This is a genomic window from Viridibacillus arvi, assembly GCF_001274945.1.
Classification (GTDB): domain Bacteria; phylum Bacillota; class Bacilli; order Bacillales_A; family Planococcaceae; genus Viridibacillus; species Viridibacillus arvi.
In genome coordinates this window covers 254,936-276,904 of record NZ_LILB01000005.1, presented here as the reverse complement: position 1 = coordinate 276,904, position 21,969 = coordinate 254,936, and the positions used below count along the sequence as shown (strand labels likewise).

The following is a 21,969-nucleotide window of genomic DNA, read 5'->3' as shown; positions in this document are numbered from 1 at the left end:
TTTCATACTTATGATATTCTAATAATAATAAAATTGAATATTCTGTGTTTTTAAATAGAGATTATTATTTTGAGCATCTTTTACGTACAATATGATATTTGCAGTAAGCAATCGGATTATTTACACAGCCGGTAGTTTTGAATTTATATGTGGCATCCAGTTTTCTGAAAACAAATATTATTGGGATTTTTAGAGTGGGTATACCATTTATCGAAGCAGCAATCATTGTGTTGATGCTGATTACATACGTCCCTGTAATATCGACATTCTTACCAGATTTACTAGGAGTAAAATAGTGAAGGAGGAAGTAGATATGAAAATGAAAGATGAAGTAGCTATTGTAACAGGTGCAGCTAGTGGAATTGGTCAGGAAGTCGCAATACAACTCTCACGTGAAGGTGTGAATGTTGTATTGGTGGATCTAAATGTTTGTGATAAAACGATTCAACAATTAGAAGGAAGTAGTTATTTGGAATGCATAGGTGATATAAGAGATGAGCAATTTGTCAAAGCAACAGTTCAGCGTACGATAGAAAAGTTTGGGGAAATTCAAATATTAGTAAATAATGCAGGCACTTGTTGTCGCTTGGATATAGAGCATATGACAATGGTGGACTGGGACCGAGATTTAGATACGAATCTAAAAGCTGCTTTTCTATTTACTCAAGCATGTATTTATCCTTATATGAAGGAAGCTGGATACGGACGAATTGTAAATATTAGTTCAGTATCAGGCATTAATGGAGGCGTAGTTTCAGGAGATGAAAAGGATGGACGCTCTGGTCCAGCATATGCTGCTTCAAAGGGTGGCGTAATAGCTTTAACGAAATGGGTGGCAAAGGAAGTCGGGAAGTATGGTATTACTTGTAATTCAGTGGCACCTGGAGCAACGGCAACCAGCATTACAGCAGGAGTCGCTTATGATACAAGTAAGCAAGTTATTGATCGAATGGGCCAACCAAGCGATATAGCAAATGCAGTGATGTATTTTGCTTCAAAGGAATCAGGATATACGACTTCTCAAGTATTAAAAGTTGATGGGGGAATTAGTATCGGATAACAGTCGCATTAAATTTTATGTAAGATTATTCCTTTTTTACGAAAAAGGGAGCATCTAGGTGAATAAAAATATTGTCTACAGAAGGGAATCGCTATGGGGAATACCAAAGTATACAGTATTTTAGTAATGATTATGTTGGCGTGGGGCTTAAATGTGACGGCATTAAAAACTTTAGTCGATTATTTAAATCCAATAACGATGAGTGCTGTAAGAATTTTTATCGCTGGAACAACAGTGTTGATTATCTTGGCTCTGTTGAAAAAAACTTTGTTTCAGAGAGATTTTCCATGGAAGTATATAGTGATAATTAGCTTGTTGGGTGTAGTCTGCCACCATTTATTTTTGGCAGTAGGTATACAACGCACTTCAGCTGTAAAAACGAGTATTATCCTTGGTTTCGGCCCTCTATTGACAGCTCTTTTGTCGATGGCTTTTAAGCTATCTCAATTAACATATCAAAAATTTTCTGGTTTTGTATTAGGAACAGTTGGAGTTATTTTAACTGTGTTAAATGGTGCAGAAAAAGTAGGAGAACTTCAACTGGGAGACTTTTATATTTTTTTATCCATATTGTTGCAAGCTTTTAGTTTTATATTTATTAGTAAAGCATCAAAATTGATAAATCCTATGATTTTAACAGGTTATATTTTGATCATTGGATCAATTATTTTATTCGCCATCAGTTTAATTATCGAACCAGGTGGATTTAAAGATTTTCAAACAATAAATTCTAATGTGATACTCGTCTTATTTGCCTCTGCCATTTTTGCTACAGCAATTGGTCATATGCTGTATAATACTTCGATTAAACTAATTGGGGCTGCAGAAGCAGCTATTTTTGTAAACTTCAGCACTATATTTGCATTGATTGGTGCATATTTTTTATTAAATGAGCCGATTACCTTGTTGCAAATGGTAGGTTGCTTACTGATAATGATTGGTGTTGTTGTAGGGACTAGTGGATTGAAATTTAGATACATTCTACAAAGCGTTTTTAGTCGTATGAAATCGTGGGTAGGTACTAACACAATCAAGTAAAAACGTAGCTAGATAGGGATAAATTACTTGCCCATCTAGCTACGTTTTTTGTTGAAATAAGCGATGAAATGAACCGTACTACAAATTAATATAGCTACCTGTTTTTGGTTTATTCTTGCTTTTTAAAATCTGGTTTAACGTTCATGAACAGTGTAAAACCATCATTCACTTGTACTTGCTTTCGTAACTCGTTGAACTTATCCGTTAATTCTTGACCGGTATAACCTGCTTTTGTCAGCTGTTCCATAATGAGCGTTTTATATTTCTCGAAAACAGGATCAATAATTGGCGTAATAATTAGTGCCCCATTTACCTTAGAAATTTGAACCTCATCAATTAATGAAAACTCTTCATAAAACTCTTCTGGAATTTTAATCTCACGCTCTGTGGAAATTTTCACTTTTTTTGACTGGGCTTCATATCCCAACTCGTTCACCCCCGTATTATGATATTCTAATAATAGGTCAAAATAGAATATTCTTACTGAAATTTAATGGGAGGTTAATATGAGACTTTTTCATGTAAGTGAAGAACAAAATATTGAGGTTTTTGAGCCTAGAATACCTTCTCGTCAGGATTTAGATCAGACAAAAAGACTTGTTTGGGCGATTAACGAAAAGTGTTTACCCAATTTTTTGACGCCAAGGAATTGCCCCCGTGTTTGTTTTCATAGTAATGCATTGACATCAAAAGTAGATAAAACTCGATATCTTTCATCAAGCCCAAGTAATCATGTGGTAGTAATTGAAAACAAATGGCTACAAAAGATGAGAAATACAAAGCTATATTTATATGAATTTGATTCAATGGAATTTCACTTATTTGATGAAAATGCGGGATATTATGTTAGCGAAAAGAAACAAGTTCCGATTAGCTGTATAGAAATAAACGATTTGATTGGTGCGCTTTCCAATCGAAATGTAGAACTGAAAACGGTAGATAGCCTCTGGCAACTTCATGATGAGGTACAGCATTCAACTTTAGGTTTCTCAATGTGTCGGATGAAATTTGCTACTCCTAGAGGTTACTAACAATATTAGAATGGAGGATGAAAACTATGAAACAAATTATTGCACTTGGTGGCGGTGGATTTTCAATGGAGCCTGAAAATCCTTTGTTAGATTCATACATTCTTAAGCAATCAAAAGAGATTAACCCTAAAATCTGCTTTATACCTACAGCAAGTGGCGATGCTGATAATTACATAGCACGGTTTTATGATTTTTTTAAGACTCAAAATTGCAGACCAACGCATTTATCATTGTTTAACCCACCAACGAGAGATTTAGAAGAATTCATATTAGAAAAAGATATCATTTACGTAGGTGGAGGGAATACAAAAAATCTATTGGTTTTATGGAGAGAATGGGGGCTAGATACAATCTTAAAAAAAGCATGGGAAAAAGGTATTGTTCTTGCGGGTATTAGTGCGGGGGCTCTTTGCTGGTTTGAAGAGGGCATTACAGATTCGTATGGAGATGGACTCGAACCAATTCAATGTTTAGGGTTTTTAAATGGAAGTCATTGCCCACATTATGATGGAGAAAAAGACAGAAGACCAACTTACCATCAGTTAATTGAATCGCAACGTATCAAAGCAGGAGTAGCAGCTGATGACGGTGTAGCGATACATTACATTGATAACGAGATTGCCAAAATTGTGAGCTCTAGACCGAAAGCAAAAGCGTATAAAGTCTTACTTGAAAATAAAGTTGTAGAGAAGCAATTACCAATCGAATTTCTAGGTGAAATTTAAAAAGTAATATTATCGCAATAACTTAGGAGGCTCATATGAAGACAGTTATAGTTAATTGGAACGAACATAAAGTGAAACTCACATGGAAACCAAATTTTCAACTAGATGAGTTGTGCATCGTAACTAGTGTCCATGCAATCTGTATTCAAGATGACAAAGTGCTACTTACTAAAATAAAAGATAGAGGATTTAACTATCCAGGTGGTCATATTGAAGCTGGTGAATCTGCTGAAGAAGCGATGCATCGTGAAGTGTACGAAGAAGCTTATGTTAAAGGTAATATTACTTACCTAGGTGCAATTGAAGTCAATCATGAAGAGAACCAACTATTTGTCCCAGGTGGTAAATATCCAATGATAGGTTATCAATCCTTTTACCGAATGGATGTTAAAGAATGCTTACCGTTTTTACGTGAAAATGAAGGGACTACACGTATATGGGTAGAACCATCAGAAATACCATTTATCATTGATGATCATGAATTAGCTACCATTATTTTAGATGACGCAATTCAGTTTGAGAGCTCCAAATAGCAATACTTAGTGATAAATATTTTTCTATGGAGATGAGTGCAATAGATTCAAAGAAATTAATTTTGAACCACTATGAAAAATCAATCCAATATATAGAAAGTTTAAAAAGAGTATCTGATGACTGCTGGCTTACACCAATAGAAGAAAATAAATGGTCAGTCTGTGAAATTGTAGGGCATTTAGTACCATGGGATAATTTCGTATTGGAAAATAGACTACCTTACTTGCTAAATCTAAAACAAGAATTAGAAAGTCCAAATGTTAAAGAATTGAATCAAATTGCAGCTTTAGAAAGTCGAAATATAACTAAAGATGAAGGAATTAAAAAATTTAGACTAACAAGAATAAAATTAGTGAATGAGATAACAAAGGTACCTGCAAGTCAATTTAACAGAGAAATGAATATAGGCACGAGTATATTAACTATTACTGAATATTTTAAAGGCTTAATAGAACATGATTTACATCACTTTCAACAAATTGATGAGTTTTTAAATAAATGTAATAAGTATTAATATTGCAGTCATGTGTCTTGTTATAAAGGAGTGATTACTTGAACTCTGTTATCACAGCAAAGGTAGAAGATATAGAGGCAATAGTAAAACTCGATTGCGAAATCATAGGCAATATGAGTAGAAGGAAGCAAATCGAAAAAATAGTTGGAGAAGGCAATTGCTTAATTATTAAAGAAGAAGAGGTAATTAGAGCGTTTTTACTATTTGATAAGAGTTTTTTTGAATGTAGTTTTATATCGTTAATCATAGTTTCAAAGTTAGCAAGACGAAAAGGATATGCAACAGCTTTAATTAACTATTTTGAAAGCATTGCACCAACTAAAAAAATATTTTCCTCCACAAATCAATCGAATATTAATATGCAGAAGGTGTTTGAGTCGCAAGGATTTGTACGTAGTGGCTTCGTAGAAAATTTAGATTACGGGGATCCTGAGATTATTTATTTCAAGTCAATCTAGGTGAATAAAAAAAATGGTGATGAACAGAATTATAATATGTTTATAAGCACGGTAGAGGGGGCTATGGATGACAATTTATATTGCATTGTTAAGGGGTATTAACGTAGGTGGCCACAATAAGATTAAAATGGCAGAACTAAAGCAAATGTTTGAAAGAATAGGATTTACACGAGTAAAAACGTATATACAAAGTGGCAATGTTCTTTTCGAGTCAGATGAGAAAGAACCATTTATAATCAAGCGTGTTGAGCATGAAATTAAGGCAGTTTTTGGGTTTACAATAAGTGTTATTTTAAGAACTTCCAGCGAGTGGGAACGGATTACGGGAGAATGTCCTTATTCGAAAGAAGAGATTTCGGATGCAGAAGCATCGTCAGAAGGAGAGAGCCTTTATGTAGCCTTATTACTCGAAGTTCCTTCACAGGAAAGAATTGAAGGTCTGAGTGCCTTTAGAACTGAATATGAAGACTTTCGATTTGAAGGCCGTGAAGTGTATCTCTTATTCCAAAAAAGCATTCGTAATTCCAAGTTGGCGAACAATGTGCAAAAGCTTGGTGTTCCAGTAACAATACGTAATTGGAAAACGATGAACAAGCTGACGACTTTAGCAAAAGAAATCGAGAGAAAACTGAAGTGAGTACTGTGATTGATGGCGACTAGGGGGGATTTCAATGAAAAGAGTAGATGTTGTATATGCCGCAATCTGTAAAGAGGAAACAGATGAAATATTAATGGTACAAAATGAAAATATGATATGGACATTACCTGGTGGTGCAGTTGAACAAAACGAAACACTTGAGCAGGCACTTATTCGTGAAGTAAATGAAGAAACCAATCTACAGGTTGAAATGGGTACACTCATCGATGTAAGAGAAAAGTTTTTTGAAGATCGGAATCATCATGCATTGTTATTTACGTTTAAAGTTAAAGCATATAGCGGGGAGATAGTGGTGAATTTTCCAGATGAGATACAACAAATTAAATGGATGTCTTTTGAAGAAGCAGATCAACATATGACTTATTATCTAAACGGCATAGCATCTACTTTAGATTTTGATGGGTTATATATTTCTCAATGAGAATGGTAAATCATTTTTATTGAAATTTGTATAAATGTTATTATATGTTATATCGGATTGGTGGTTTAATGGTGGGAATTATAATTTTATCCATGTAATTTAGATTATATGGATAAATTGCGAGACGATTGTGAGAAAAGCATTAATTAGAGAAATAATAAAACGAGGTAATGTAATGATAAAAAAGATTGATATTACTAATCTGAAAATTGCGTTTGAAGTTTTGAACATTCAAATCCCTTCGAATAAGATAGAGGCAGAAATTATTGACTACTATGATATACCAGGGAGGATGAAGCCCCAAAAATGATGGTATAGGCATAAAAATGTTAAGAAGTAAAAAAGGACAGGGTGCATGAAGGTAGCTTAAAAACTATCTAATTTGAGTACGTGAAAAAAATTTATCAATATACAAAAATCTGAATATGATGATATAATTTTTAAGGAAGGAGTTGGTTTTTTTGGGAATTATAAAAAATGCAAAAGGAATAAAATTACTAGCATGTTTATTAGTTGGTTTATGCACTATTAATTATTCATTTATTTCTTTCGCGGAAACACTAACAGATAATTCAGCTGATGCAACAAAAAATCCTAGTGGTATTGATACTGGAATAGCGAATCTAAAGTACAATAATCAAGAGGTTTTAGCAGTAAATGGTGATAAAGTAGAGAGTTTTGTTCCGAAAGAAAGTATAAATTCAAATGGTAAATTTGTAGTTGTTGAACGTGAGAAAAAATCACTTACAACTTCACCAGTCGATATTTCGATTATTGATTCTGTGGCTAATCGTACTTATCCAGGAGCAGTACAACTTGCAAATAAAGCTTTTGCAGATAATCAACCTAGTTTATTAGTGGCTAAGAGAAAACCTTTGAATATTAGTATAGACTTACCTGGCATGAGAAAAGAAAATACAATAACTGTCCAAAATCCAATATATAGTAATGTGTCTGGAGCAGTTGATGATTTAGTATCCACTTGGAATGAAAAGTATTCAACAACACATACGTTACCTGCAAGAATGCAATATACAGAATCTATGGTTTATAGTAAATCTCAAATAGCAAGTACTCTAAATGTTAACACTAAAGTTCTTGATAATTCACTGGGCATTGACTTTAATGCTATTGCAAGTGGAGAGAAAAAAGTGATGGTTGCAGCATATAAGCAAATATTTTATACCGTAAGTGCAGAACTACCTAACAATCCATCAGATCTTTTTGATAATAGTGTTACTTTTGATGAGTTAACTCGTAAAGGGGTAAGTAATGCGGCTCCACCTGTTATGGTGTCAAATGTAGCTTATGGTAGAACAATTTATGTGAAATTAGAAACAACATCTAAGAGCAAAGATGTACAAGCTGCCTTTAAGGCCTTAATTAAGAATAACAGCGTGGAAACGAGTGGACAGTACAAAGATATTTTTGAAGACAGTACTTTTACCGCTGTAGTATTAGGTGGAGATTCAAAAGAGCATAACAAGGTTGTTACAAAAGATTTTAATGAAATACGAAATATCATTAAAGATAATGCAGAATTAAGTCTTAAAAATCCAGCATACCCAATTTCATATACAAGCACTTTCTTAAAAGATAACTCAACTGCTGCTGTGCATAACAATACAGATTATATTGAGACTACAACTACAGAATATTCGAGTGCTAAAATGACGCTTGATCATTCTGGTGCATATGTTGCTCAATTTGATGTATCTTGGGATGAATTCTCATTTGATCAAAATGGAAAAGAAGTACTAACCCATAAAACTTGGGAAGGAAGCGGCAGAAACAATACTGCTCATTTCTCTACAGTCATACCACTTCCAGCGAATTCAAAAAATGTAAAAGTCGTAGCTAGAGAATGTACAGGTCTTGCATGGGAATGGTGGAGAACAATTATTAATGAACAAAATGTTCCATTAACAAATGAAATAAAAGTTTCAATTGGAGGAACAACATTATACCCAACTGCTAATATTAGTCATTAGGTAAAAGTGAAGCGCCCTGTTTACAGGGCGCTTTTCTCGTATGGTGTTGCCAAAAATCTTTATTGTAGATTTAACGGTAGTACCTAATGCATGCATAATAGATGACTTAAATGGATATTCATCGATTAATAGTACACCCAAAATATTTTAGAAAAGGCATTGCTAAGATGTTATTGGATTTCATCGAATGCAATATAGAAGGTATCAAAACAATCATCGTGACAACGGGTTCTAAAATTGCCCAATCGTAAATTTCTATGAAAAAAAGGATTCTCTAAAATTGGAGAAATAAAGGTAAATAAACGTTTATCACTGATACTAACTTTAAAAAGCAACTTTGAAGAACAGATACTTGTAAATGTATTAAATTACAGCTCTTAATTAAACGGTCAAAAAAGGAGAGGAAAAATTGATTATTGTACCTTCAAATGAAATTTTACAGCAGTGGGTTGAAGATTATGTACCTAAAAAAGATTTATTCTTTATAGCAGAAGGTGATACTGAGAAACTCCAAGGACATTTGCGAAATGTACTTATTATGCCATCAACAGAATTTTTCAATCATACGTCATATACACAAATTGAATTAATGAATAGCTATGAATATTGGAACATTAAAAATGCATCACACGTAATTGTGGCTCAGCAAGACTGGATTGTCAGCTTAACTGAAGAGATTTGTACGTTCTTGTTACAATGTCAAGTTAAGACAGAACGGGGAATGGTATTGCCAACAACTTTTATTGCAGATTTATCTGATGTACCTAATGCTTACATAATAGATGATTCAGTCGTTTTACAGCGTAGTATGTGGGAAGGCATGTCTCAAAGTAATAAGAAAATGACAATTAAAAAAATGGTAGCAGAGTGGTGGGAAGATGGCGTTTGTGAAGAGATACCAGAAAAACTACCTCCGCATTTACTACCATATGCCAACACATATGCAACAACTGCAGGAGCCAATTGTTTAGCGGCTACTTTATATGGAGTAAGTGGTGAAGAAAAAAACGATTGGTTATTGCAAGAATGGGTCCACCAGCAGGCTTTATTGAATGGATTGAAGCAATGTGGATATGAGGCGTACGAACAGGATGAAAAGCTAGTTTCAGATGACGTAGTAGTATGGATAGATAATGATGAAGTAATCCAACATGCATCGTATTATGTGGGGAATGGTCTATTTTTCAATAAACAAGGACAAACAATATTCAATGCTTGGAAAATTAGGAAGAAAGCAGATTTGATGAAAGACTGGGAAACTATGCAAATGAAGATATATCGTTATTTAGATAAATAACAACTATAAAACTTGAAGTAGATTCTTAGTAAAGTAATCTGCTTCTTATCTTATTTTTACAAAATAGTTGACTTAGAGAGGGAGCTTAATATATGAAAACAATTGGATTAATAGGCGGCATGAGTTGGGAATCGTCAGCAGAATATTATAAGCTCATCAATGAAGAAGTGAAGCATCAATTAGGTGGTTTGCATTCAGCTAAGTGTATATTATTTAGTGTTGGTTTTGAGGAAATAGAGAGATTTCAATCAATAGGGGATTGGAAAAGTGCAGGGCGTGTTTTAGCAAATGCAGCAATTTCTTTAGAGAAAGCAGGAGCTGACTTTATTGTTATATGTACGAATACAATGCATAAAGTCATTGATTTGATAGAAGAAAAGATTCATATACCAATCTTACATATTGCAGATACAACTGCAAAGCAGATTAAAGCAAATAGTATTCAGAAAGTTGGTTTACTTGGTACTAAATTTACGATGGAACAAGATTTTTATAAGTCACGTGTGGAGACATACAATATTCAGGTCATAGTACCAGAAGAAGCGGAAAGGGCTATTGTCCATCAAATTATTTATGATGAATTATGTTTAGGGATTTTAAAAGAATCCTCAAAGAAAAAGTATTTAGATACCATCGATCGACTTGTCGAAAAAGGAGCAAAAGGTATTATTCTGGGCTGTACAGAAGTAGGTCTACTCATAAAACAGCAGGATACTAAGATACCTTTGTTTGATACTACTAAAATTCATGCTATAGAGTCAGTCAAATTGGCATTGCGATAAGTATGCTCATGAGACTATACGATAATAAAAAAACGTTTAGCACATGACTGAAAGTAAGGAGAAATCGAATGGAAAATAAAGCTATTATTCTAGAAACTGAAAGGCTATATGCCAGAAAGCTAGCCCAAAATGATTTTCAAGATTTGGCGGACATTTTACAAGATGAGAGAGTCATGTATGCATATGAACATACATTTAATGATCAAGATACACAAAACTGGCTGGATAGACAGCTAACAAGATATCAGGAAAATGGATTTGGATTATGGGCAATTATATTAAAAGGAACAGATACAGTGATTGGACAAGCTGGATTAACTATGCAAAAAGTTGGAAATAGAGAAGTGTTAGAAATTGGTTATTTATTTAAATGTGATTTTTGGCATAAAGGGTATGCAACTGAAATTGCAGAAGCTTGTAGAAAATATGCCTTTAATATTTTAAAAGCTCCAGAAGTATATTCAATAATAAAAGACGATAATATTGCTTCTCAAAAAGTAGCTATGAGAATAGGCATGCACATTGAAGACGAGTTTATTAAGCAATATTACAATGGGGATATGGTGCATTATCTTTTTAAAGTTGAAAATAAGTTGTAACTCCTAATTTGTAGATTAGGAGTTTTTCTATTTTTGTATAAAAATGTTTAAAAAGGTATAACTTTGTGACTATAACTATGATATGATAGCATTTCTCGGTAAAAGGAACCTATCTTTTTTACGATAGTGATAAGCCTCAAATACCTAGTAAAACAAAGATTTAATTTGAAAGGATGTTAAATATGCAATTACATCATAGACTAAAAGTATTTAACTTTTTGTTCTTTGGAATGCTTGCGCTATTTGTTCCGTTTTTACCAGTTTATCTAGGTGAGAGGGGGTTATCACCAAGTGAGATAGGACTTGTAGTTGGGACGGGTGGATTTGTAACGATATTTACGCAGCCATTATGGGGGTTCATCAGTGATAAGACGAAGACGATTCGAAAAATATTATTACTGTTACTATTTTTAGCTAGTTTATTTGGCTATTTCTTGTTTAGCGTTGATGGGTTCTTACTATTAGTCGTATTTGCCATGTTCGTCTACTTCTTCTTAATGCCGATCGACCCGTTAATGGAAAGCTTGAATTTTACAGTCGCAGAAGCAGCAAAAATTAGTTACGGTTCAATTCGTACATATGGAGCATTAGGTTATGCGGTATTAGCACTTGTTACCGGATATATTATGTCTTACTTTGGCAATAACAGTGTCGGTATACTTTTTGTCATATTAGGAATTATTGGATTCCTTATTATATGGAAAATGCCCGATGCTCCAACATCTTCAAAACCAGTAACCATTGCAGGTTTGAAGAGTTTTTTAAGTAATAAACAAACATTATCGTTTTTATTATTAGTGTTTATCTGTTCAGTACCTGCTCGTATGAATGAAACGTTTTTAGGCGTTCATATTCTGTCATTAGGTGGAAGTACAAAACTTGTAGGTCAAGCATTTTTCATCTCTGCGGCAAGTGAAATTATCATCTTTGCTCTTAGCTTTTGGTGGCTTCGTAGTGGAAAAGAACTACTGATAATAACTATTGCAGCATTTTTCTTTTTCGTACGATTCTTTGTATCAGCATGGATTACAGACCCGCAAATGTTAGCACTTGTACAATTACTACAAATGCTTACTTTCCCAATTTTTTATACAGCAGCGATTCAGTATTTATATCGTATTGTACCAGTAGAGTGGAGAGCGACAGGGCAAACGGTATTAGCACTATTATTCTTCGGAATATCAAGTATCGTCTCATCATATGCAGGGGGCTTCCTATATAACTCTCTAACAGGGCAACATTACTATCTAGTGATCTCGGGGATATCTTTGATAGGAACGATTTACGGTTTAGTGTCGTTATTTGTTAATCGTAAAAGATAACGCTTGATTAGTGAAATGAAAACCTCCTTTTAACCTTTGATAAAAGGAGGTTTATTGCTGAGGAAATTACTATTTTTAATGTGGTAGTAGAAAGAATAATTTATGGAAGAGGATAGTTCTATCATTCATGAAGCAACTTAGAACTGCATTAAAATATGTGTTTATGAACGAGAGTATTCAGATAGGTAATGTTATAACTAAATAATAATAAAATAATACTGAGGATTGTTTTTACTTTGAAAAATGAAGTAGCTACTCTTCTCGCAGAAGCATAACGGGAAAGGGGATATCCAAAAAAAGTTGAATTAATAGGCTATAGCGATTTGGTCTACTAACCGAACAATCAAGTGTTCTTTTAATTCATAAAATAGGCTTTTTTCACTTTGATACTTTAAAAAGCATTGCCGAAATAGTGAATATTGTGGTATCTTCATTATCTACGACTGATATTGTACGTCAATCATACATAGGGGAAAATGGAGTTTTTAAAATAAGAAAAAAAAGTTCCATTATTATGGATATGAGTACAACAGATGCAGAAACTGCAATCGATTTGGCAATACCAGCTGATGAATTAGGTTTGTTATTTGATGATTGTCCGACTAGTGGCGAACCTGCTGGTGCTGATAACGGTACACTTACTATTATGGTAGGTGATAATATTCAAAAATGCGAGAAAATTCGTTCAATATTAGAAGTGTTAGGCGAAGAAATTTTTACATAGGTGAAAACGGTTTCAGATAAATTGCGAAATTTGTCATAAAATGGCGAATCCTTCGAGTGAAGAAAGTTTAGTAGAAGCTTAGTTTATTACTAAACAAGTTGGGGTCAAACAAGGAAAAGTAGCAAAAGTGTTTATATAAACTAGCTAACCGTGTATTAAATATATTCGAGGAAGATAATTGAACAACCAATATGATAATGCTTTATTTGTATATAACCAAATGTTAGAGGGAATTTGGTTATATGCAAGAACAGTAATATCTGAGGAGTAATATCGTTTATTTGATCTACCGTCTTTCAATTAAATGAATCTACTAAAACAACAGTAAAAAGAGATCTAGATGCAACAGCCGTATGTCAAATACTTGAAGAATTAGCATCTACGGCTATCAGTAGTGGAGATTCAAAGGTGATAAATGAGAAATAGAGGTGGATAACTTGAAAAAATTATTAAGTTGGAAAATACAGTTGATTGTATTAGCACTTGTAGTTGTAGCTGAATTTATTGGGATAAAGAATTTTGACCTTGGTATTGGAGTAGTTGCACTTTTCCCTATGCTTTACGCATTAATAATCGGTGCAGTTATTAGTTTACCTAAATTGAAGTTGTTAAGCGAAAAAGATATGAATATTGCAGCTAACATTTTAGGTATTTCATTTATGTTGTTTGTGGCTAAACTTGGAACTTTGATGGGTCCTTCATTGCCGCAACTAATGGATGCGGGATTGTCGTTAACTTTACAAGAAGTAGGACATTTCTTTGGGACAATCGTGTTTGGTTTACCAATTGCATTGTTAATCGGGATGAAACGTGAAGCAGTAGGTGCTACATTCTCTATTGACCGAGAGCCGAACCTTGCAATTATTGCTGAAAAATATGGTGCAGATTCACCAGAGGGCCGTGGAGCATTAGGCGTTTATGTGTGTGGTACATTATTTGGTGCAATTTATCTAACTATTTTAGCTAGTATTCTAGCTAATTCTGGCTGGTTCCATCCAATTTCACTAGCAATGGGTGCCGGTGTAGGTTCAGGAAGTATGATGGCAGCAATGACAGGAGCGCTTGCTATTATTTTCCCAGAATCCGCTAATGATATTGCGCTATTTGCTGGTGCTGCAAACTTAATTACAACAATTGTTGGAACTTATGTATGTATCTTCTTTTCACTACCAGTTACCAATTATCTATACAGAAAATTGGAACCAGTTTTGGGTAGAAGATCTAGAAAAGCTGAAAACAAAGCTTAAGTTCTTTAGAAGTGGGGGAACGGATGTTCATGTTAGATAAAATATATACATTTATTATCATTGGTGCAATTGCAATTATAGGAAACTGGGTAGGCTATGATGTATCACCGATTGATGCCTTACCTGGTATGCTAATTATTGTTGCAATTACAGTATGTGGTTTTGCAATTGAAAAAGTATTACCAATTAAATTGCCAGTAGTTATTTGGGTTTCATTTCTTGCGTTGTTAGTTACTTCACCAATTTTTCCGGGAAATGAAACGATTGTAAAAGCAACAAGTCAAATTAATTTCATGGCATTAGCAACACCAATTCTAGCTTATGCTGGTTTGTCTTTCGGTAAAGACTTGAAAGAGTTTAAACAGCTTGGTTGGAGAATCGTTGTTATTTCTTTAGTTGTTTATACAGGAACATTCTTATTAGCTACTTTAGTTGCTGAAATCGGCTTTAGAGTTACAGGGAAGTTTCATTAGTAGAAAAAGACCTTACAAATATCGAGTAATCGATAATTTGAAAGGTCTTTTTTTTATGAAAAAGTAAAAAAGAACATCCAAGGATAATGATTTTTTTATAGAAATATATACCAATTGTTGATACTATTTAATTGGGAGGGGTAGAGATGAGTATTCATTTAGAAAGATATAGCGATAGATATGAATCACAAATTGCATGTTATCAATTAACGGATGAACAATTACAATTTACAGGATCACCAGTAGAATCTATCTTACTAGCAAAAAGTGATGAGGATCGTTATCCGATTTTAGTATTAGATGATGAAGAAATAGTGACGTATTTTGTTTTACATAAGAATGAAGGGGTCACGCCTTATTCTAATAATCAAAAGGCTATATTACTTAGAACCTTTTCCACAGATTTTCGCTACCAAGGAAGAGGCTATGCGAAACAGTCATTATTAGAACTACCAAGGTTTGTGAAAATGAATTTCCCGGAAATAACAGAGGTTGTTTTGGCTGTTAATCAAAAGAATATTGCTGCTCAAAGCTTATATCTAAAATGTGGGTTTATTGATGAAGGGGCTAGAACAATGGGGAGTCATGGTGAATTAATTATTATGAGTTTAAAAGTTAATGTATTAATATGAGATAAATACAATTATTTGTCTTATTTCAATTACATTTCTTCTTTTTTATAATTCTCCGCTTAATTATACTGTAGAGTTTGTTTAATAATTTTCTGTGATAGAAAAAGGACCGCTTGCTCTTAGTAAAGAAAAAAGTGGAAAGAGGAATTCGTATGAAAAGAATTATCATTGGGCTCGCTTTAGTATTGCTCATAGCGTATATTAGTCGTGGATTATATGCCACATTCCAAACCAAGTCATTAAATGAAGTAACAGATACACCTGGAATTATAGATAAACAATCTCTAGACTACATGTTACTAATAGAGTATCCAGAAATGGATTTATTTGAAACAAGGGATAAAAAGCAAGTACAAAATTCTCTAGAGCAATTACTACAGATGGAAGTTAGACCTGCGGTGCTAGATATAAAGGAAACGGAAAAACATTACAAACTTGTTTTCAGAAATGATGAAAACGATGAAATAATGTCGTTTATTTTATATGATAATAAATATGCAGAAATGCGAAGTTACATGGGCGCTATCGGAAGTACGGCATATATTCGAACGGTAGATGATACATTTTTCGAACAATTTTATCCGTTAATGTCTAAATGAGACCAATTCCGTATTGAGGGCTATTCTTACTTATTCGCCAATTGAAAAAAAACAAAGAGCATATTTCCAATTACAGGAAAGATGCTCTTGCTTTATTTAAAGGAAAAGCAGATTAAATGTGTACTTAGCAGAACAATTACTCAACCATTGTTCCGTTCTTAGCATAGTTGACGTACCAAGAAAATGCTTTTTCTAGATTATGAGGTGTTTGGCTATTACCTGTTTTTTCTACAGCATCATTATAATACGCCCATAGTTGTTCTTTAAAATCAGGATGTGCACAATTTTCAATGATTAAAGGCACGCGTTCTTTTGGAGCTAAACCGCGTAGATCAGCTACTCCTTGCTCAGTAATCAAAACATCAACATCATGTTCCGTGTGATCTACGTGTGAGACCATTGGAACAATAGATGAGATAGTGCCACCTTTAGCATAAGATTTCGTTACGAAAATACCTAATCTTGCATTTCTGGCAAAGTCACCAGATCCGCCAATACCGTTCATCATACGCGTACCAGAGACGTGTGTTGAATTGACATTACCGTAAATATCAGCCTCTAGTGCCGCATTAACTGAGATTAGACCCAAACGACGGATTATTTCAGGTTGATTAGTAATTTCTTGTGGTCGTAAGCATAGTTTATCAGCATACTTGTCCATATTTTCAAATACTTCATTTCCTAGTTCCTCAGATAATGTAATCGAAGTAGCCGATGCAAATGTTACTTTTCCTGCATCGATTAAATGGAAGACAGCATCTTGTAGTACTTCAGAATATATTTCTAAATCTTCAAATTCTGAATCTTGGAATCCTTGTAAAACAGCATTTGCTACTGAACCAACACCAGATTGTATAGGAGCGAGTTTAGAAGTTAATCTACCTGCCTTAATTTCATCTCGTAAGAAATTAAGTAGATTATTGGCCATAATATCTGTTTCCTCATCAGGAGGCACGATTAAAGAAGGAGCATCAGTATTTTGTGAAATGACAATAGCTTTAATTTTTTTAGGATCAACTTTAATGCCAATTTCTCCAATACGATCAGTAGCACTTATCACTGGGATTGGACCACGCTCACCTTGCTTTTCAGGTACATAAATATCATGAATACCAATGAAAGACTCAGAGCATGAGATGTTTAATTCTACAATAATATTTTCTGCATAATCTGCAAGAATCGGTGAGTTTCCAACCGAGTTTGTAGGAATTAGATAACCATCCTTCGTAATAGCACATGCCTCAATGATAGCAAATTTAATAGGTCCATAAATATTTTGTCGGACTAATTCAGCAACATGAGAAAGGTGACCATCAACATAAAGAACTTCACCTTTATTGATGAGATTTCGTAATGCCGGTTCTCCTTGATATGGTCCACGCTTACGGATAACGCCAGCTTCAGCCAAATAACGGTCTACTTCAGGGCCAAGAGAAGCTCCTGTATAAACATCGATTTGGAATTTTTCGTTTTTAGCACGTTCTACAAGTGCTAGTGGCACAACTTTTGCATCCCCAGCTCGAGTAAACCCACTCATCCCAACTACATCACCGTCTGAAATTAGTGCTGCAGCTTCTTCTGCAGAAACAACTTTGTCCGCTAATTCCTTCAAACCTAAACGTTTCTCAATCGTTGCTTTCATCTTAACTCCTCCTAAGTGCTTCGTTTTCTACAGTCTTTATCCATAGCAAGGATGATTCAAAAACCACCATATGATTCATATATTCGAGACAAAGGGAAAATATGACTAAAAAACAGAAATATTTTAATTTTTTTTAAAATATATTCTTTTTTTGAGAATGTACTTTACTTTAGATGAAAACATAGGGAATATATACGAGATATTAATATAAAGGTTATTGATATATTATTGATATAGTTTATGATAAGTTCGCAAATACTATACTGTAATGGAAGAGGAAAAGATTACAATAGACGTGTTAGAATCTCTCTAATTTCTATTCATAAAAAACTATTTTATTTCGTTAATTTCTATAACATTAGTATTAATAATCCAATCCCTTTATTTGGGTAAATTCAATTTTGAAGTGTTTACATTATTGGTGATTGGTTGGACTGCTGGATATCTTTTTTCTTTCTTTATTGATAAAAAAAGAAAGATTATAACTGAATGATCTTACAATCTAAACATTGAAAATAGCTAAGTCTTAATAATGCTAGAAATGTACCTACTAGTAAAAAAAAACCTGAGCAATGAGCCCAGGTTTTTATTTTTTACTTATTCATTAACCTCATGATGAAACTTACAAAGAAAATTAATATGATAGAACCAATTAAAGCTGGGATAATATAGAAGTCACTTAATGTTGGACCCCATTGTCCTAATAAAGTTCCTCCTATCCAGGCACCAATAATACCTGCGATAATATTACCTATAACTCCTCCTGGAATATCCTTACCAAGAATTAAGCCTGCCAACCAACCTAAAATCCCACCAATAATAAGATACCATATAAAACTAAACATATATAAACCTCCCTATAATCATGGTGTACTTATTCCCGATAAAATAAATATGAAACATAAATTGTAATAGTAAAATAATTTTCAAACTCAACTCTGGTTTCTGTCTAGGTGAGGGCTATAGCTATTTATTTGTTAGAAGATCAAAAAAATAAAAGATTAGTTAACTAGAATATAGAGAGTTAATAACATCATACTTGAAGGAAATATTTTAATAATGAAGTAAAGTTGAAAAAATAAGTGATTTCAGCCATATCCGATAATCTAGGTGAGTATAATTGAATGTTTCTAGATAAATGTTTACTTGCAAAGCCTCTACGAGTTTATCAAGAGTAAGATTTGCAATATTTCATTGTTAAATTCATATATAGGCCATAAGCGACTATTTCTCATGTTGCTACACCTTTTCTTATTCTCTACAGATGCATAAAATGGACCATTTTCCCTCAACAATTTTCCTTTGCTTCATCCTTATAAGATTCACACCAAAACTTCACAATTTATGAGTGTTTTCCACTTGCATTTATTTATTTGATTTGCTAGTATAACTAACGACCGTTCGTTCGGGTAAATTAATTGAGGTGACATTATTGAAAAGCGATGAAATTAAGGAGGCAGCTCTTAAATATTTCACAATTCATGGTTATGAAGGAGCATCCCTTTCTATAATAGCTGAGGAAGTCGGCATGAAAAAACAATCTATTTACTCCCATTTTAAAGGAAAAGATGATCTTTTTTTGCAAGTTTTACGAGATGCGAAAGAGACAGAACTATCTTCAAAACTTCAATATTTCAGTAAAGGTGATAAAAAAAATCCCGAAAAAGTTTTGTACGGATTTCTAAAATTGATCATCAATCTTTTCCAACAAAATGAGCAGTTAAAGTTTTGGCTACGAATGTCTTTTTTTCCACCAGCCCATCTTGAAAAAGTAATCGAACAAGAAGTTATTGACATCGAGGAAAAGGTGCAGAGGGTACTGGAAAGAAATTTTCAGGATTGGATTAATGATAAATTAATCATTGGTGAGTCAGCTGAAACGCCGACTTATGCTTTCTTAGGAGTAGTCGATTCCATTTTGCTGGAACTTGTTTACGGCAATGATGAAAAACGGCTAAATGATAAATTAGAAGCCTCTTGGACAGTGTTTTGGAGGGGAATATCACATCATTGAATCATACAGAAAGAGGTGTTAATACATGAAGAAACCAATAAAAGATCAAAAAGCAGTATTAATAATTCTGCTTAGCAATATATTCATTCCGTTTCTTGGAATAGGGCTTATCATCCCCGTTATGCCGTCCTTTATGAATATCATGCATTTATCAGGAAGTACGATGGGCTATCTTATTGCTGTATTTGCGGTAGCACAACTGATTATGTCACCTTTTGCAGGGCGTTGGGTTGACCGTTACGGCAGAAAGAAAATCATTACACTCGGATTATTCCTTTTTGGTATTTCAGAACTAATCTTTGGTGTAGGTACTCACGTATCGGTACTTTATTTATCAAGAATCTTAGGGGGGATTAGTGCCGCCTTTATTATGCCAGGTGTTACTGCATATGTCGCAGATATTACATCAGTTCAGGAACGGCCAAAAGCAATGGGCTATATTTCTGCCGCTATTAGCACAGGTTTTATTATAGGACCTGGTATTGGTGGTTTCATCGCTGAATATGGTATACGCTTGCCATTCTTCTTTGCGGCCGGCATTGCTTTTTTAGCATGCATTTCATCAATGTTTATTCTGAAAGAGCCGTTAACAAAAGAACAACTTGCTGAAAACTTTGATAATAATAAGCAAACAAACTTTATAGGCGATTTAAAAAAGTCACTTAATCCGGTTTTCTTTATTGCATTTATCATTGTATTTGTGCTGGCGTTCGGTTTATCAGCATATGAAACAGTTTTTAGCTTATTTTCTGATCATAAATTTGGCTTCACGCCGAAAGACATTGCAGCCATTATTACTATAAGCTCAATCTTTGGTGTTGTTGTGCAAGTATTTATGTTCGGAAAATTAGTAGATATTCTTGGTGAAAAGAAATTGATCCAATTATGTTTAATTGTAGGTGCTATATTGGCGGTGGCTTCTACCATGATCTCTAGCTATTTGGCAGTACTGACAGTTACTTGCTTTATCTTCTTAGCATTCGACTTGCTTCGCCCAGCATTGACGACATTTTTATCCAAAGCAGGCGGAAAAGAGCAAGGATTTGTTGCTGGAATGAACTCAACCTATACGAGCTTAGGTAATATTGTCGGACCAGCAATGGCCGGAATACTATTTGACGTAAATATAAACTATCCATATCTTTTCGCAGCTGTTATTTTGGTCATCGGTCTAGGTTTTACATTTATTTGGAAAGAAAATAAATTAGCAGAAAGCTTAGCCGAATAATTAGATAAGCTTGAGGCACCTTCTGAAGATGTGAACTGAACCCCGAATAATGGACACTTAAAAAGTGATCCTATTCGGGGTTTAGTTTATGTCTTTTTTATTTACTTATATGGACAAACTGTACTTGTTGCAGTTGTCTGTATGAAGGCAAATATAGGTTAGACATTATCGATATTAAAAAAGTTTTTGTTATCTTGGAGTTACTACCCAATGAAAAATGAAAACTTTAGATTGCAAAATCAAATAGCAGCTCAAAATTGAGACTGAAGTAAATGCTTGAACAACTAAAACAGAGTACTCACATCTGGCAAGCGATTTAGAGAAGTTACGACATGACATTTTAGTTTTATTTAATGCTACAAAAGGGATTACCAAACGTTAAATTGGCGAAAATAGATATGAATAGCTAAACGATTCTATCTATTAGGAGTGTAGCGTATGACACATGAAGAGCACGAATTTATTGTGGCCCAGCAAGACGAATATTTCAGAAGTATGGAACGCAAGCATGAAAACGGACAGCTAACGTATGAACAATTTGCAAAATTATCGTTGAAAATAGCCGAATGGACTCAGCGGATATATGAATTTGAGCCAGATTGAAAAAGCAGTAAAAATCATATAGGGCACCATTAAACGTTTCGATTTTACGACAAAGTTGGAATCACACCTTGAATCACACTTTGCTGATTTTATTGAAGGCCTTTGTTATATATCTTTCTACATATGTTGCTCGATAAAAAGTATTGTCTCTTTTACTTTATCCATAGCATCTGACTCAATAGAAGTTGCAGCTTTCATAGCGGTTTCTAATTTTTTTAAGACACTGTCGCTAAATTTTTGCTATCTTCCTTTTCCTGTAAATTGAGTAATGCGCTGAATTTTTTGTTGTATGCTCTCTCGCATTACTTTCGTTACATGTAAATATATTTCCGTTTTGGTTTAAGAGATGACATACCATACGTAAAAAATTCGCTGTT

Annotated in this window: 26 protein-coding genes; 23 read left to right on the top strand and 3 right to left on the bottom strand. The window is 33.8% G+C overall.

Translation table 11 applies throughout. The annotated features are described in order from the left end of the window. Positions 1-313: 313 nt before the first annotated feature. Both AMD00_RS10690 and AMD00_RS10685 read left to right on the top strand, forming a co-directional pair. Positions 314-1,060: an SDR family NAD(P)-dependent oxidoreductase gene (locus AMD00_RS10690; protein WP_053417062.1), complete on the top strand. Its 747-nt coding sequence runs from the start codon at positions 314-316 to the stop codon at positions 1,058-1,060. A gap of 93 nt (positions 1,061-1,153) precedes the next feature. Continuing rightward, positions 1,154-2,098, top strand: coding sequence for a DMT family transporter (locus AMD00_RS10685; protein WP_053417061.1), 945 nt, complete (start codon positions 1,154-1,156; stop codon positions 2,096-2,098). A 109-nt stretch (positions 2,099-2,207) separates the two neighbouring features. On the opposite strand, the gene AMD00_RS10680 is transcribed toward AMD00_RS10685, so the two are convergent. After that, positions 2,208-2,525, bottom strand: coding sequence for a hypothetical protein (locus AMD00_RS10680; RefSeq protein WP_053417060.1), 318 nt, complete (start codon positions 2,523-2,525; stop codon positions 2,208-2,210). A gap of 79 nt (positions 2,526-2,604) precedes the next feature. Between AMD00_RS10680 and AMD00_RS10675 the strand changes: the two genes are divergently transcribed. The 18 genes from AMD00_RS10675 to AMD00_RS10595 all read left to right on the top strand — a co-directional run bounded on the left by AMD00_RS10675 (position 2,605) and on the right by AMD00_RS10595 (position 16,105). Next, a complete protein-coding gene (locus tag AMD00_RS10675; protein WP_053417059.1) occupies positions 2,605-3,129 on the top strand; it encodes a DUF6886 family protein in 525 nt (174 codons plus the stop codon). Positions 3,130-3,155: 26 nt separating this feature from the next. Further along, positions 3,156-3,854, top strand: a complete 699-nt coding sequence (locus tag AMD00_RS10670) for a Type 1 glutamine amidotransferase-like domain-containing protein (protein WP_053417058.1) — start codon at positions 3,156-3,158, stop codon at positions 3,852-3,854. A gap of 35 nt (positions 3,855-3,889) precedes the next feature. Continuing rightward, entirely contained in the window at positions 3,890-4,387 is a 498-nt protein-coding gene (locus AMD00_RS10665) for an NUDIX domain-containing protein (protein WP_053417057.1), read from the top strand. A 32-nt stretch (positions 4,388-4,419) separates the two neighbouring features. Next, a complete protein-coding gene (locus AMD00_RS10660; protein ID WP_211258641.1) occupies positions 4,420-4,902 on the top strand; it encodes a DinB family protein in 483 nt (160 codons plus the stop codon). A gap of 38 nt (positions 4,903-4,940) precedes the next feature. After that, entirely contained in the window at positions 4,941-5,360 is a 420-nt protein-coding gene (locus AMD00_RS10655) for a GNAT family N-acetyltransferase (protein ID WP_053417055.1), read from the top strand. Between the two features lie 67 nt (positions 5,361-5,427). Beyond that, complete coding sequence (locus AMD00_RS10650; RefSeq protein ID WP_053417054.1) at positions 5,428-5,997, top strand: DUF1697 domain-containing protein; 570 nt, start codon at positions 5,428-5,430, stop codon at positions 5,995-5,997. Between the two features lie 34 nt (positions 5,998-6,031). After that, positions 6,032-6,439: an NUDIX hydrolase gene (locus AMD00_RS10645; protein WP_053417053.1), complete on the top strand. Its 408-nt coding sequence runs from the start codon at positions 6,032-6,034 to the stop codon at positions 6,437-6,439. Positions 6,440-6,891: 452 nt separating this feature from the next. Further along, on the top strand, positions 6,892-8,430 hold the full coding sequence (locus tag AMD00_RS10640; protein ID WP_053417052.1) for a thiol-activated cytolysin family protein: 1,539 nt from the start codon (positions 6,892-6,894) through the stop codon (positions 8,428-8,430). 110 nt (positions 8,431-8,540) lie between these two features. Further along, positions 8,541-8,681: a GNAT family N-acetyltransferase gene (locus AMD00_RS23225; protein WP_157059235.1), complete on the top strand. Its 141-nt coding sequence runs from the start codon at positions 8,541-8,543 to the stop codon at positions 8,679-8,681. A 158-nt stretch (positions 8,682-8,839) separates the two neighbouring features. Further along, entirely contained in the window at positions 8,840-9,727 is an 888-nt protein-coding gene (locus tag AMD00_RS10635; protein WP_053417051.1) for a hypothetical protein, read from the top strand. 92 nt (positions 9,728-9,819) lie between these two features. After that, complete coding sequence (locus AMD00_RS10630) at positions 9,820-10,509, top strand: aspartate/glutamate racemase family protein (RefSeq protein ID WP_053417050.1); 690 nt, start codon at positions 9,820-9,822, stop codon at positions 10,507-10,509. Between the two features lie 68 nt (positions 10,510-10,577). Continuing rightward, the gene (locus AMD00_RS10625) at positions 10,578-11,108 is read left to right on the top strand and encodes a GNAT family N-acetyltransferase (protein ID WP_211258640.1); all 531 of its coding nucleotides are present in this window, start codon (positions 10,578-10,580) and stop codon (positions 11,106-11,108) included. A gap of 182 nt (positions 11,109-11,290) precedes the next feature. Next, entirely contained in the window at positions 11,291-12,430 is a 1,140-nt protein-coding gene (locus AMD00_RS10620; RefSeq protein WP_053417049.1) for an MFS transporter, read from the top strand. A gap of 358 nt (positions 12,431-12,788) precedes the next feature. Then, entirely contained in the window at positions 12,789-13,154 is a 366-nt protein-coding gene (locus AMD00_RS10615) for an NAD(P)-binding domain-containing protein (protein ID WP_083446207.1), read from the top strand. Between the two features lie 437 nt (positions 13,155-13,591). Continuing rightward, a complete protein-coding gene (locus tag AMD00_RS10610) occupies positions 13,592-14,401 on the top strand; it encodes a DUF3100 domain-containing protein (RefSeq protein WP_053417047.1) in 810 nt (269 codons plus the stop codon). Positions 14,402-14,430: 29 nt separating this feature from the next. Further along, on the top strand, positions 14,431-14,874 hold the full coding sequence (locus tag AMD00_RS10605; protein ID WP_053418261.1) for a hypothetical protein: 444 nt from the start codon (positions 14,431-14,433) through the stop codon (positions 14,872-14,874). Positions 14,875-15,020: 146 nt separating this feature from the next. Next, a complete protein-coding gene (locus AMD00_RS10600) occupies positions 15,021-15,506 on the top strand; it encodes a GNAT family N-acetyltransferase (RefSeq protein WP_053417046.1) in 486 nt (161 codons plus the stop codon). A gap of 152 nt (positions 15,507-15,658) precedes the next feature. After that, positions 15,659-16,105: a hypothetical protein gene (locus AMD00_RS10595; RefSeq protein ID WP_053417045.1), complete on the top strand. Its 447-nt coding sequence runs from the start codon at positions 15,659-15,661 to the stop codon at positions 16,103-16,105. 136 nt (positions 16,106-16,241) lie between these two features. On the opposite strand, the gene AMD00_RS10590 is transcribed toward AMD00_RS10595, so the two are convergent. Together AMD00_RS10590 and AMD00_RS10585 are read right to left on the bottom strand one after the other, a co-directional pair. Next, the gene (locus AMD00_RS10590) at positions 16,242-17,747 is read right to left on the bottom strand and encodes a succinate CoA transferase (protein ID WP_053417044.1); all 1,506 of its coding nucleotides are present in this window, start codon (positions 17,745-17,747) and stop codon (positions 16,242-16,244) included. 593 nt (positions 17,748-18,340) lie between these two features. After that, complete coding sequence (locus AMD00_RS10585; protein ID WP_053417043.1) at positions 18,341-18,592, bottom strand: GlsB/YeaQ/YmgE family stress response membrane protein; 252 nt, start codon at positions 18,590-18,592, stop codon at positions 18,341-18,343. A gap of 587 nt (positions 18,593-19,179) precedes the next feature. Here AMD00_RS10585 and AMD00_RS10580 point away from each other — a divergent pair. The 3 genes from AMD00_RS10580 (at position 19,180) to AMD00_RS23220 (ending at position 21,592) form a co-directional block, all read left to right on the top strand. Further along, on the top strand, positions 19,180-19,761 hold the full coding sequence (locus tag AMD00_RS10580) for a TetR/AcrR family transcriptional regulator (RefSeq protein WP_053417042.1): 582 nt from the start codon (positions 19,180-19,182) through the stop codon (positions 19,759-19,761). Between the two features lie 25 nt (positions 19,762-19,786). Beyond that, on the top strand, positions 19,787-20,989 hold the full coding sequence (locus AMD00_RS10575; protein ID WP_053417041.1) for an MFS transporter: 1,203 nt from the start codon (positions 19,787-19,789) through the stop codon (positions 20,987-20,989). A 438-nt stretch (positions 20,990-21,427) separates the two neighbouring features. After that, positions 21,428-21,592 carry a hypothetical protein gene (locus AMD00_RS23220; RefSeq protein WP_157059234.1) on the top strand — a complete coding sequence of 55 codons (165 nt, stop codon included), beginning with the start codon at positions 21,428-21,430 and terminating at the stop codon, positions 21,590-21,592. The last annotated feature ends 377 nt before the right edge of the window (positions 21,593-21,969 follow it).

Bases quoted from the DNA above. Each gene is read 5' to 3' on its own strand.
- AMD00_RS23220 (WP_157059234.1), top strand. From the start codon at position 21,428: ATGACACATGAAGAGCACGAATTTATTGTGGCCCAGCAAGACGAATAT.
- AMD00_RS10645 (WP_053417053.1), top strand. From the start codon at position 6,032: ATGAAAAGAGTAGATGTTGTATATGCCGCAATCTGTAAAGAGGAAACA.
- AMD00_RS10665 (WP_053417057.1), top strand. From the start codon at position 3,890: ATGAAGACAGTTATAGTTAATTGGAACGAACATAAAGTGAAACTCACA.
- AMD00_RS10690 (WP_053417062.1), top strand. From the start codon at position 314: ATGAAAATGAAAGATGAAGTAGCTATTGTAACAGGTGCAGCTAGTGGA.
- AMD00_RS10620 (WP_053417049.1), top strand. From the start codon at position 11,291: ATGCAATTACATCATAGACTAAAAGTATTTAACTTTTTGTTCTTTGGA.
- AMD00_RS10630 (WP_053417050.1), top strand. From the start codon at position 9,820: ATGAAAACAATTGGATTAATAGGCGGCATGAGTTGGGAATCGTCAGCA.
- AMD00_RS10660 (WP_211258641.1), top strand. From the start codon at position 4,420: ATGAGTGCAATAGATTCAAAGAAATTAATTTTGAACCACTATGAAAAA.
- AMD00_RS10685 (WP_053417061.1), top strand. From the start codon at position 1,154: ATGGGGAATACCAAAGTATACAGTATTTTAGTAATGATTATGTTGGCG.
- AMD00_RS10595 (WP_053417045.1), top strand. From the start codon at position 15,659: ATGAAAAGAATTATCATTGGGCTCGCTTTAGTATTGCTCATAGCGTAT.
- AMD00_RS10575 (WP_053417041.1), top strand. From the start codon at position 19,787: ATGAAGAAACCAATAAAAGATCAAAAAGCAGTATTAATAATTCTGCTT.
- AMD00_RS10585 (WP_053417043.1), bottom strand. From the start codon at position 18,592: ATGTTTAGTTTTATATGGTATCTTATTATTGGTGGGATTTTAGGTTGG.
- AMD00_RS10650 (WP_053417054.1), top strand. From the start codon at position 5,428: ATGACAATTTATATTGCATTGTTAAGGGGTATTAACGTAGGTGGCCAC.
- AMD00_RS10590 (WP_053417044.1), bottom strand. From the start codon at position 17,747: ATGAAAGCAACGATTGAGAAACGTTTAGGTTTGAAGGAATTAGCGGAC.
- AMD00_RS10600 (WP_053417046.1), top strand. From the start codon at position 15,021: ATGAGTATTCATTTAGAAAGATATAGCGATAGATATGAATCACAAATT.
- AMD00_RS23225 (WP_157059235.1), top strand. From the start codon at position 8,541: ATGGATATTCATCGATTAATAGTACACCCAAAATATTTTAGAAAAGGC.
- AMD00_RS10625 (WP_211258640.1), top strand. From the start codon at position 10,578: ATGGAAAATAAAGCTATTATTCTAGAAACTGAAAGGCTATATGCCAGA.
- AMD00_RS10675 (WP_053417059.1), top strand. From the start codon at position 2,605: ATGAGACTTTTTCATGTAAGTGAAGAACAAAATATTGAGGTTTTTGAG.
- AMD00_RS10605 (WP_053418261.1), top strand. From the start codon at position 14,431: ATGTTAGATAAAATATATACATTTATTATCATTGGTGCAATTGCAATT.
- AMD00_RS10670 (WP_053417058.1), top strand. From the start codon at position 3,156: ATGAAACAAATTATTGCACTTGGTGGCGGTGGATTTTCAATGGAGCCT.